Origin of the sequence: Pseudoalteromonas sp. TB64 (genome assembly GCF_000498095.1) — a bacterium.
In the GTDB taxonomy this organism is placed as follows: Bacteria; Pseudomonadota; Gammaproteobacteria; order Enterobacterales; family Alteromonadaceae; genus Pseudoalteromonas.
Genome location: NZ_AUTQ01000023.1, coordinates 1 through 12,052, shown reverse-complemented (window position 1 = coordinate 12,052; position 12,052 = coordinate 1). Strand labels below are relative to the sequence as shown.

11 protein-coding genes are annotated in these 12,052 nt (G+C 37.0%); 4 read left to right on the top strand and 7 right to left on the bottom strand.

The window, feature by feature from the left end; genetic code table 11:
- The 3 genes from pilW to ndk all read right to left on the bottom strand — a co-directional run.
- On the bottom strand, positions 1-1,094 hold a 1,094-nt coding region (gene pilW / locus L647_RS0100840; protein WP_024609526.1), incomplete at its 3' end, for a type IV pilus biogenesis/stability protein PilW.
- Positions 1,095-1,212: 118 nt separating this feature from the next.
- Positions 1,213-2,343 carry a bifunctional tRNA (adenosine(37)-C2)-methyltransferase TrmG/ribosomal RNA large subunit methyltransferase RlmN gene (locus tag L647_RS0100835; RefSeq protein WP_024609525.1) on the bottom strand — a complete coding sequence of 377 codons (1,131 nt, stop codon included), beginning with the start codon at positions 2,341-2,343 and terminating at the stop codon, positions 1,213-1,215.
- Between the two features lie 168 nt (positions 2,344-2,511).
- On the bottom strand, positions 2,512-2,943 hold the full coding sequence (gene ndk, locus L647_RS0100830; RefSeq protein WP_007377442.1) for a nucleoside-diphosphate kinase: 432 nt from the start codon (positions 2,941-2,943) through the stop codon (positions 2,512-2,514).
- A 229-nt stretch (positions 2,944-3,172) separates the two neighbouring features.
- Between ndk and yegQ the strand changes: the two genes are divergently transcribed.
- Positions 3,173-4,558: a tRNA 5-hydroxyuridine modification protein YegQ gene (gene yegQ, locus L647_RS0100825; RefSeq protein ID WP_024609524.1), complete on the top strand. Its 1,386-nt coding sequence runs from the start codon at positions 3,173-3,175 to the stop codon at positions 4,556-4,558.
- A 230-nt stretch (positions 4,559-4,788) separates the two neighbouring features.
- On the opposite strand, the gene L647_RS0100815 is transcribed toward yegQ, so the two are convergent.
- A complete protein-coding gene (locus tag L647_RS0100815; protein WP_024609523.1) occupies positions 4,789-5,169 on the bottom strand; it encodes a GreA/GreB family elongation factor in 381 nt (126 codons plus the stop codon).
- Between the two features lie 626 nt (positions 5,170-5,795).
- Here L647_RS0100815 and L647_RS0100810 point away from each other — a divergent pair.
- Entirely contained in the window at positions 5,796-6,668 is an 873-nt protein-coding gene (locus L647_RS0100810; RefSeq protein ID WP_010554966.1) for a DMT family transporter, read from the top strand.
- A 44-nt stretch (positions 6,669-6,712) separates the two neighbouring features.
- On the opposite strand, the gene L647_RS0100805 is transcribed toward L647_RS0100810, so the two are convergent.
- Entirely contained in the window at positions 6,713-7,606 is an 894-nt protein-coding gene (locus L647_RS0100805; RefSeq protein WP_024609522.1) for a LysR family transcriptional regulator, read from the bottom strand.
- Between the two features lie 962 nt (positions 7,607-8,568).
- Here L647_RS0100805 and L647_RS0100800 point away from each other — a divergent pair.
- The gene (locus tag L647_RS0100800; protein WP_024609521.1) at positions 8,569-8,961 is read left to right on the top strand and encodes a hypothetical protein; all 393 of its coding nucleotides are present in this window, start codon (positions 8,569-8,571) and stop codon (positions 8,959-8,961) included.
- A gap of 747 nt (positions 8,962-9,708) precedes the next feature.
- Positions 9,709-9,942 carry a hypothetical protein gene (locus L647_RS0100795; protein ID WP_024609520.1) on the top strand — a complete coding sequence of 78 codons (234 nt, stop codon included), beginning with the start codon at positions 9,709-9,711 and terminating at the stop codon, positions 9,940-9,942.
- A 59-nt stretch (positions 9,943-10,001) separates the two neighbouring features.
- On the opposite strand, the gene L647_RS0100790 is transcribed toward L647_RS0100795, so the two are convergent.
- Positions 10,002-10,856 (bottom strand): hypothetical protein, encoded by an 855-nt coding sequence (locus tag L647_RS0100790; RefSeq protein WP_024609519.1) that lies wholly within the window; start codon positions 10,854-10,856, stop codon positions 10,002-10,004.
- Between the two features lie 61 nt (positions 10,857-10,917).
- Positions 10,918-11,610: an AAA family ATPase gene (locus tag L647_RS0100785; RefSeq protein WP_024609518.1), complete on the bottom strand. Its 693-nt coding sequence runs from the start codon at positions 11,608-11,610 to the stop codon at positions 10,918-10,920.
- Between the last annotated feature and the right edge of the window lie 442 nt (positions 11,611-12,052).

The following is a 12,052-nucleotide window of genomic DNA, read 5'->3' as shown; positions in this document are numbered from 1 at the left end:
GCTTCAACAGCTTCAACAGCTTCAACAGCTTCAACAGCTTCAACAGCTTCAACAGCTTCAACAGCTTCAACAGCTTCAACAGCAGGGATGTTTCTGGCAATCACTGGGTTTGCATCAACGCCAACAGGACTTAATATTTCAGCCTCTGGTTCATTATAATCATTGCTAATTAAGCTCGTTGAGCTATCTGTCGTTGATCTTTTTTTTCGGATAATTTTTATTTTAGGTTTGGCATTAATTTGACCATCGCTACTTTCTTTTTGCAGCTCATTGAGAACAGAATTTCGGTATTTTTCTCTTAAAATCTCGAATTCACTTAATCGCATTTTCTGTTCTCGTATCGAGTAAGCTTCATTACTTGTTGGGTAAGTTTGTAAAATAGTTGTCGCAATTTTTTCAGCGTCTTCTATTTTCCCCATACGGTTTTTAATTAAATAATTAAGCATTAAAGCGCGAGATGAAACCTGACCTGTATCGTCGTATCGTTTTAAAAGCTCACTTGCTTTGTACAAATCACTTTTAGCATAAAATAATGCAGCCAAACTTATTAAAGTAGAGGTACGTTGTGAGCTGTGGTTCATTGCTTGTTGAAAATAACTTTCAGCATTATCAAAATCATTAAACTCAATAGCACAAAGTGCTAAGTTTTCGTAGCTTTCGGCAACACGAATATAACTTGGAATTTCAATCGCTTTTAAAAACTGATCCGTCGCGCGGTCGTATTCGTTAATCCCACACAAAAACACGCCGTAGTTATTTAGCGTATTAGGATCGTCTGGTTTTATAGCGAGTGCTTTTTGATAGGACTTATCAGCAAGTGTGTTTTCACCTACTTGTTGATAGTAATAAGCAAGGGAGTAGTGTACTTCAGGTAAATTAGGAGCAAATTCGGCAGCTCGTTCTAAATTATATTTAGCTTGAGAGTTATTGCCGGTATTTAGGTATTGTAGTGCTAAAGCAATACGCGTTCGCGCTGCGCCTGTGTTATTAATTTTATTTTCGACGACGGGTTTGTCACTGCCGTTATAACTATTTTCGGTTACACAACCGCTTAAAGCAATTGCCGATATAGTTAAAGCAAGTAAAGATCGCATTACCTTGTCTCTTTGTTTTTATCCATGGGGTCTATCTTACCTAAAAGCCCTTATGTTGCATCAATTATTTAAAAATAAACGATTTAACATGAGGGCTTTAGGTATTTTTAGCTAAAATTTACGCTTGGTGGATATTAACGGCAATTGCGTTATCGTCACGCATTTTCTTTTTAGCTAAACGTTTGGTACGGTCAACTACGTCACCGACCAACTGTCCGCAAGCGGCGTCAATATCATCACCGCGAGTACGACGAACAATACAGGTAACGCCTGCTGCTTGTAATACTTTTGAAAAACGGTCAATGCGGCTATTACTTGAGCGTGTGTACTCGTTACCCGGGAACGGGTTAAACGGAATAAGGTTGACCTTACAAGGTGTGCCTTTTAACGTTTGCACTAATGCATGCGCCTGATCGGTGCTGTCGTTAATACCGTTAAGCATCACGTATTCAACCGTTACATCTTTATTTGCTTTTGAGCCATCGATGTAACGACGACATGAGGCTAAAAATTCTTCAATAGGGTACTTTTTATTAACGGGCACTAAAATGTCACGCAGTGCGTTATCTGGTGCGTGAAGTGAAATAGCCAGTGCTACGTCAATTTTCTCTTTTAGTAAATCAAGAGCAGGTACAACCCCTGAAGTACTCAATGTTACGCGGCGCTTAGATAAACCAAAGCCCCAGTCGTCCATCATTAGCTCCATTGCTGGCACTACGTTTTTAAGATTAAGTAAAGGCTCGCCCATACCCATCATTACAACGTTAGTTACTGGGCGCTTTTCGCTATGACCATCAAGGCCAATATCTTTAGCTACACGCCAAACTTGACCAATAATTTCAGATACTTTTAAGTTACGGTTAAAGCCTTGTTGCGCAGTAGAACAAAAAGTACATTCAAGAGCACAACCAACTTGTGATGATACACATAAAGTAGCGCGCTCTTTTTCAGGGATCCAAACTGCTTCTACTTCTTGGCCGCCTTCCAGAATAAGTGCGTACTTAATAGTACCGTCGCTTGCTTGCTGGCGAACGGTGATTTCTGGCGCTACAATTTCGCATTCAGCTTTAAGTTTTTCTTTAAGCTTTTTGTTTACGTTGCTCATATCGTCGAAGTTATCTACGCCAAAATGATAAATCCATTTCATCACCTGGTCACTACGAAACGGCTTTTCACCGAACGATGCAAATAGCTCGCGCATTGCATCTCGGTTTAAATCTAATAAGTTAATCTTTTTTTGCTCGGTCATGAAACAACCTCAATCGGTGACGGTGGAGATAAAATTTACGAGGACGAATTGTACACAATTCACTCACTTTAATCATTAAGTAAAACATTATTAGTTTACTGATTAATACTTTACGTAATGACTAAAAAAGGGCCCGAAAGCCCTTTTCAATATGTTAACGAATTCGAATTAACGAGTACGTGAACAAAGCTCTTCGTCAGCGAAGAAGTAAGCAATTTCGCGAGCAGCAGATTCAACAGCATCAGAACCGTGAACAGCATTTTCGTCGATGCTATCAGCGTAGTCTGCACGTAAAGTGCCAGCTAGTGCTTCAGCAGGGTTAGTAGCACCCATGATTTCACGGTTTTTAAGAACAGCGTTTTCGCCTTCAAGAACTGTAACCATTACTGGACCAGATGTCATGAAAGATACTAAAGCACCGAAGAAAGGACGTTCGCTATGTTCAGCGTAGAAACCTTCAGCTTTCTCTTGTGAAAGGTGAACCATTTTAGCTGCAACGATTTTAAGGCCAGCAGATTCGAAACGGTTGTAGATAGCGCCAATGTGGTTTTTAGCAACTGCATCAGGTTTTACGATTGAAAAAGTACGTTCTAAAGCCATCTTTATGCTCCAATAATTTTAAGTAAAAGTGTGAATATTAACGGGCGCGAATTATACGCGTTTTAAGTAAAAAATCCTAATTATATTAAAAACCAATTTGATTGCAGTTTTGTGATCTCGATCAAATGTAAATTATTAACCGCATTTATACTGCCGCGCTTCTGTTTACTTATTTGTTAATGACAAGTCATGCAACTGGCTTAAACCCAGTTCGATGTATGGAGCGCACATGTTACCAGCTACTTCTTCAACGCTATTTATTCCTGAATTATTATGCCCTGCAGGCAGTTTAAAAAACATGCGCTACGCTTTTGCTTATGGGGCTGATGCGGTTTATGCTGGACAACCTCGTTATAGCTTGCGTGTACGTAATAATGAGTTTGACCTAGACACTCTGCAAGTCGGGATTAGTGAAGCCCATGCGCAAAATAAAAAGTTTTATGTGGTGTCTAATATTGCACCGCATAATGCCAAAGTTAAATCGTATTTACGTGATATAGAACCAGTTATTGCGATGAAACCCGATGCGCTGATTATGTCTGATCCTGGTTTAATTATGCTTGTTCGTGAAAAATGGCCGGCCATGCCAATTCACTTATCGGTACAAGCAAATGCGGTAAATTACGCGAGTGTGCAATTTTGGGCAAAACAGGGGATTGAACGCGTTATTTTATCACGGGAGTTGTCGCTCGAAGAAATAACTGAAATACGCACACTCTGCCCAGACACCCAACTTGAAGTGTTTGTACATGGTGCGCTTTGTATGGCGTATTCAGGGCGTTGTTTGCTTTCGGGCTACATTAACAAGCGCGACCCAAACCAAGGCACGTGTACTAACGCATGTCGTTGGGATTACGATATAAAACATGGTGTTGAGAACGAAATCGGCGAAATGGTGCATAAAATTGACCCAAAAAAGGTTATTCCTACACTAGGTGAAGGCGCGCCAAGTAACGATGTATTTATGCTAGAGGAACAAGGTCGCCCTGGTGAGTATATGCCTGCATTTGAGGATGAACACGGCACGTATATTATGAACTCAAAAGATTTACGCGCTGTGCAATACGTAGAGCAGTTAACAAAAATGGGTGTACATAGTTTAAAAATAGAAGGGCGTACTAAGTCATTTTATTATGTAGCGCGTACAGCACAAGTTTATCGCAAAGCAATAGACGATGCAGTTGCAGGTAAACCATTTGATACTAACTTATTTAAAACTCTCGAAAATCTAGCACATCGGGGCTATACCGAAGGTTTTTTAAAACGCCATGCCCATCAAGATTATCAAAACTATGAGTACGGTCATTCTGTATCAACTAAACAGCAATTTGTAGGCGAGGTGCTAGGACGTAGCGAAAATGGCTTAGTTGAAATTGACGTTAAAAATAAATTTTGTACAGGTCACTCCTTAGAGCTTATGACACCACAAGGTAACATTACTTTTAAGCTTGAATATATGGAAAACAAAAAGGGTGAAATTATTAGCGATGCTAAAGGCTCTGGTCACATTGTAAAAATACCACTAGATGAAGGCATTAACTTAGCGCATGCTATTTTAATGCGCAATCTTGAGGATCACCAAGATACTCGTAATCCATTTAAACAAGCTGTTTAGCTACAGCTGAATATAGTTTTTCAAAAAAATCGGGGTTATAAAAACCCCGAGTTTGCGTCTTTATTTAAAATAACATTAATTATTTTTCAAGTTGCTTTAGCTTATCTCTTCGCTCTTTACGTTTTTGTTTTAATGTTTTGCTTGCATATTTTTTAGGCTTTTCTTTACTCATTACAAATAACTCCAATTAAATATATAAAATTAATAAATAAAAATTGAAATAATTTACTCTATATTTCCTCCTTAATATTAATGGCTATTATTTCCCAAAGGTGGGATTCCCCAGCTTCTTTATATTCAATAATATGATTTATTTTATGCCCTAAAAGAGCGACCCCAAGAGGAGAGTGAAATGATACGTCACTAATAAAGTGCCTTCGTTGGCTTGGAGGCACTAAAGTTATGCGGCGCTTAAAACCGGTGGTTATATTTTTAATAACCACCGTGCTATTAATTTGTACATGCGGATTGAATTTTGACCAAGGCCGCTGTGAATACTCGACTTCTTGTAGTAAATACGCAAGCTTCAGCGGTTGTAATAGTACAGCTGCGTCTGTGAAGTCATTTTTAGACAGGAAAGGTTTTTTACGTTCGAACAGAAAAGAAAGCACGGACTAATCCCCACAAAAACTAAATCGAATTTAAATATATAAAGGTACAGTGTAACTGCCGAGTGTAAGGGTTACACTCGGCTTAAATTCCGAAGGTGGTATTTGTTTTTAGCAGGTATGTGATTAAAGTAAACATATTATCCTCTTTGTTTAAATCAATCATATTGAGTTTAAAAATAAAGTCAATTGAGTTTTAGGTTAAAAATATATTGTCGATAAATGACAGTTTAATAACTCTTTTTTTATGTTTTTATAAATACGTTTTTTTCACTGAAGTGTTGTTGTTTTTATGTGTTAGTTGCTCACTATGTGATTGAAGTTAAGCGACTAAATAGTTAAGTGCTATTTATGGGATCTATAGTGCCACTTATGGCTATTTATAATATTTATAGATTAAATATACTGGTGTTGTTGTTTATTAAAGTGTAATTGTGTGACTAGTATTTTATTATGTGAAGCTTAAGCTGCTTATTTTATAGAGTAGAAGCTAGGTATCGGGTAACGCTTTTGTAGTGGCTACGTGTTTTACAGCTGAACCTTTATGTAATAGTTACTCCATTCAACAATGTTAAATAACCACTTCTTATTCGGGTTTATCAAAGTAAATTATAAAGGGTCTCATTTATATGTGGATAATTTTTGCATTACTCGCCACTGTTTTTTTTGGTGCGCGAGGAATAATGTACCAATGGACGTCGCAAAAAAAGATTAATCGTAATCTATTATTATTCGGTGTTTTTTTTGTAGGGTTCATAATTAGCGCGCTAGGTACTGTAATATTTGAACACACATGGTACGGCTGGGCTGACATTACTGTTGGACTCGCTTTAGGTTTTGGATCTTTTGCGGCTAATGGGTTTTTGCACAAAGGGTTTTCGGTTGGGAAAGCGTCTTTAATTAGTATTCTGTCGGGGTTAACGCCTTTATTTGTGCTTTTATTTGCCTTTTTATTATGGCAAGAAACCTTAACTGTTATTCAATTAATCGGCTTTTTTATTATTTTTGGCGGTCTTTATATTATTCGCTATTCCAGCGATATCTCATTAAGTAATTTACAAGGTGCGCAATGGGGATTACTGGCGGCACTGTCCTTTGCATTTAATGATTTAATGGGTAAGCAATCAACGCTTCTTGAGGCGGATACGTTTGCAACTTTAACGTCTATGTTTGGTTTTGGTAGCTTTCTTTTTGCCGTCAGTTGGTTAGTAAAGCGTAAAAAAATGCTAGCAGAGCAAGGCAGCTCTCAAGCGTATTGGTCTGCCGGTAAAACATTCTCGTGCGGGTTACTTATTGGTTTAACGAATGTAGCAGGCATGGTTGCAATAATATCGGCTTTTGCAATTGGTAATACAGGGCTAGTGTCGGCAATTTCAGGAATGAACATTTTAATTATTTTGCTGTACTCACGCATCATTCTAAAAGAGTCTTTTACACGCCAAGAGGTGATAGGATTAACAACGGCATTTTTAGGTGTAATCGTACTAAGGCTTAGTTTTTAAAAGACGAATTAGCTTAATTATTTTGCTGTAAAAAGCATACACTGCTACATATTAGTAAAGTGTTGCAGTGTATGTTCTATCAGTAAACGCACTCGATAAGGGATTTGTTTTCTGTCGCGATAAAGCATAGAAAATGGCTGCCCTTTGCTTTGCCAGTCAGGAAGAATACGTTTAAGCTTTCCTGCTTCAATAAGTGGTAATGCGATATAATCAGGAATGTAGCTAATACCCACACCAGACTCAACAGCTTGTTTCATCATTTGAATTTCATCAACTTCTAATCGGACATGTGTGTTTGGATTAAAACTGTACTCTTCGCTCGTTTGCTGATTTTTTAATTGCCACGGTACCAACCCAACGCACGTAACTTTTGGTTGCTTTTTTAATTGCTCAGGATGAGTGATGGATTGATAATCATGATTTAGGTGAGCACATAATATATTATGAGTAAGCTTTAGTTCTCTAATAACCCAATTATCAATAGCAGGGTTTCTTACTCTAAACGCTATATCAATCCCTTCTTTTTCAATGTCAATTAGGTTATTTGAAAAGCGTAAATCTAGTTGAATATCGGGATACTGCAGTAAAAAATCACAAAAAATAGCACTTAAAAAGTGTTTACCCATGTAAATAGGGGCAGAGATCCTAATTTTTCCTTTAGGTTGGTCTTTCTCATCACAAAGTGCTTGCTCAATACACTCTACTTCGTCAAATAACTTGCGATAGCGGTCGTAATATAACTCACCAATATGTGTAAGTGTAACGCGGTGGGCATCTCGGTTTAATAGCGTTAATTGCAGAGCTTGCTCTAATAAACGTATTCTACGGCTTAAAGTTGATAGTGACATATCAAGGTTTGCTGATGCTTTTTTAAAGCTACCAAGTTTTACTATGGTGCAAAAGTAACGTAAATCATCGAGAGAATAATTAGCTGCCATCAAAACCACTTATCATATTAAGACTTAATTATTGATTATGTTGTTTAATACTAACAGCGGCGCCTTAATATTTCATTAGAGATTAAGAGTGAAAAGGGTTGTTGTTTTTATTGCAACTGGATAATGAGTTTTATTTCTTGTTTCAGGCTCTATAAATAAGGTAGTTGCGACGAATTGTATTGATTAAAATCAACATGAGAAAAAAGAATTAAAGGCATAATTTACGATTACTAATCGGGTTATTAAGAATAAAACTGTAACTACTTTATTTTTTCTATTTTGTTCTAGATGATTTTAACTAAGAAGGCTAGAAAGTGGCTCTACTCATAAATAGCAAATGCATTAACTGCGACAGTTATAAGGCTTTTAATTAAATCTTTATGAAACAAGATGTTGCTTTATCGTGCTATTGTTTGTGCTACGATTTTTAGTAATTCATAAGCACCTAGCTAGTATCTTAAAAACAGCCTTAAAAGGCAAATTGTATTAACTGAATAGTTGAAATTTCAGACTTGTAGAGTCTTTGAATATTATATTTGTGTTTTGTAGGTTATATAATTAATTTGGAAAAGATAATTGGTAGTTAATAAAAGTAAAACTTAGATTTTTCTTTTTTAATCCTCACCATAAAGTGCCTTATAGGGATCATTAAGCTGCATTTTGGGCCTTAAAGTGACATATAGGTCACTTTAACTGCCGGCGGTTATATCAAATAGTTAAGTATTGTTTTTACTTAATCTACTTCCTAGCTTGTTTAATAAGCCTAATTAAAATGATGCTCAGCACAGTAGCCGGTAATAACCATATAAAATCACTCATTTTAAACTCTCAATATTTGAAACAATACCTCAACTTTAATGTTTTTGATGTGTTTTGCAAATTTACGACGTTTATCTATTACCTATCAATTTTTCTCCTCACTTATGCCTAGTTAGTTTTAGGACAAATAACTAGGAAAAATCATGAAAGACCAAAAATCGCCGTTTATTCGCCAATATGTACGCGCTAGTAGATCACCGTGGGATGACAGCTCCACAATTTTGCTATTAGCTGATGTTGTTGATAAGCAAACTCTAGAGCTGGGCTTCACAAACTACATTTATTTACACCGAGGTAGCGTGGGGAGTGTTTTGGGTATTAGTATTTCTCAACAGTTGTTAGCTGCTAATCCTGAGTTTTCAGAGCGGTATTTGGAAGGTGTTGAGATGTATGCCTTTTTACTCATACATATTGAAGACATAACAAACTTCTGTAGCTTGTTTAGTGCAGAATTTGAGCAGCTATTTATGATTAAACCCGATGTATATTTTGCAGCTGCAGAAGACAGTTGGTTACGGTTAATAGAAAGCTCATAAACTCTGGCGAGCCCTGGCTCGCTTTTTTATGGTTATAAATGAGCTTAACTTTACTTTTCTTTGTCGTGCTTCATCACGATATATGCAAAGCCAATAGTGAGGACTATCGCTGGAAAAATCATCATTAAAAATTCAGTCATAATTACTCTCCGCTTATCAGTTATTATTAATAATAATATTTGACGTGTACTTTGCAAGCACGGATATTTTTTCTGATTTCAATAAAAAAATATTATCGAGGTTTATAGTTTTTTCTTTTAGAGAGTTTGAAGTTATTTTTAGCGTCATTAGATAGTTATTGGCTTGAAATATATTGAAAAAATACAAACTCCAAGTGAACTACTCGGTACGCTTTGTAATTACCCTGCAGCGAATGTAATTATTAATGTAAAGCCATAAACATACCTGCATATCCATTACCCCAAAAAATTGCACTCAGCTTGTCGCTATACAAGCTACATAATCTGAAGAGCTAATAGGTGATTCACTGCACATCAAATGAGCCTCGTCATGCTATCTACTCAGTAGATGGTTGTGCAGGGGGAGGGCAATATAGCGATTGACCTGGCGGTAGGGCACGAATGCGTTGTCTTAATCGCATAATGTAACCTGACAAAATAATAAAGAGAGCGAACTTAGTTCGCTCTCTTTTATTTTTGTGATTGCTCTTTAAAGTAAGTCGAAAAGGCTAATAAATCCTCTGCTATGTACTTATATAAAGTGACAAGGGTAAAAAGGACAATAGCTATGACTAAGAAGAAATGGATTGAGTTTATCGCTAATGCTATAGCAGAAGTATTTAGTATGTTTGGCTTTATATTTATTGCCTTCGGTTGGCTTTACTATAAGGGGCTAATAAATAAAACCTATTTAATATTACCTACTATTCAATCTTATACGCTCACTGTAGCGGCCTGCTATATAGGGCATTTAACATTTAAAACAATTGCGCTGTATTTTAGCCACAATAAAAAACACTAAAGCATCAAACGATGCTTTTTTTATGAGGTAATCATATTATTTCACGTTCATATTTAGACTTATGAATAAAACAGCGCTGTAATTTCATCACAAAATTTTGTGCGATACACAATCGCAGATTGTAGTAACTCAGCGTCTTCGTGAGTCATAAATGGCTGTTGGGTCTTCTTATTTATCCGCTTTGGGAGCTCTGTCATTAACTGGGTGTGTAATCTTTTTATATCATCAAATATTTGCGTAGATTGTGAAAATATAAATACTTGTTGATAATGGCCCGCTTTCAGTGAAGCTAAGTACTTGAGCAAAATAATTTGTCGCGCTGGTTTATTTTTAAATGAGTTTTCAATTTCGATAGCAACGACGGTTCTATCTGGTAATACGGCGATACCGTCTACAATTCGCGCATTGCTTTGGTTATATAGTCGTTTAAATTCTGGCTCAGATAAAAATCCTGTCCATAGCGGCCTGTAAACGCCATCTGAGGTATGGTTATGTAATCCGCGAAGGGCAACAAATGTATTCATCAGGTCGTGCATTATGTGATTGTGGTTAACCTGCAGTGCGGGGTTTGATTTTGAGCGAAAGTAAGTATCAATACTAGTTTGCTCCTGTGCATATTTAGCTCCTGTGTAAGTTGGAATATAGACGCGTCCATCTGGACTGCGATGGGTGTGGACCATCGTTAATAATTTATCATCAACCAACTTATTTAAGTGGTTCAGCGCTTGAGGTTGACTAATATTATACAGCCAGCGAATAATCACTGGCGCAACAATAGAAAACCTGACCGCAATGAGGACTGTTAGAGCAGCGCGGTTTATACCCTTTTGGTAGTTGTTAGCACCTACGTTATATCGCATATCAATGTCAAAATAGCGGGCGTATTGGTGAGTATAGTCGTTATCTTTTTGCATTCGTGTTCACTAAATCAGGAGTCATAATTTATATAACTCCCGAGTATGCAAAATTGACCGCTTATTTAGCGCGAACCATTAAAAATCGTCCTTCGTTATATATATCACCAAATGCGATACTCATAAGTTTTTCACTACTGGCGCCGTTACGTGATTTAGACTGTGCAATATCAACCACAGTCACTGCGTTAGTACTCAGTTTTAAATCTTTTGCTGCAATGAGCACGTTATCAACAGCACGCGCAATTTCAGTATGGCCACGGTAGTTTTTGCCTGTTTTATCTGTGTGGTGCAGTATCAAAATCGCCTTACCTTCGTTTCGTAATGCGTCAATGCATTTGTTGTAGTAGTTCCAGTCGTTTTGATTGAGCTCCTCTGCGGATGTATACAGTGCGGATAGGTTATCGAAAATCACTACATCGGCCCATTCAATATCACTGGCGAGTGCATCAAAACCGTCAGGTGTTGCAAGGTCGGGTATTCCCCCTTTAAAGCTTTTTTTATGAATTACTCTAAAAAATGGGTCACCAGGTCCAGCGCCTATCGCGTTAAAAATATTGCCAAAACGTGTTTGTATCTGATGCAAACCTAATTCAGCATCAATATACAAAACTTTTTTAGCTTCGCACGGTTCATTACCAAAACTAGTAGTACCAGCAGCAACACTAGCGGCGATATACTGAGATATATAGGTTTTTCCAGAGCCAGCAGGGTAGCCTCTCCGGCAGTTAATATCGAAGGCACAATGATGCATGGTTGAGGAATATCGGCCTGAACAATACTAAGCACGCTATCGGCTTTTCTTAATTGGTGTAATGGATTAGGTGTGTTAGTTGATTCACTGTTTGATGAAAATTGTTGGATATGTTTTTGGTCATTCATATTAATAAACTCCTATGAGATTGCGATATTTCGGAATTTCTAAATAGGATGTCGAAAAACGAACTAATTGCGTTTTATGTAAAATTATCCAATTTATTTTTTATTTTTATTAAGCGTGTTTTTAAACGTAGAAAATTTGTGTGAATTAAACCTATAAAGTAAGGCCTCCTCTTTAAGAGGAGGCCTTACTTTATAGGTTATTCTTTATTTCAATTAGGCAAAAATATTACGGTATTCATTGCAAGACGTTGTGCGTTTGCTCTTTTAATGAAACGAGGGATGAAACCATTAAAGAGAAGCCGCTTTCAGCGGAT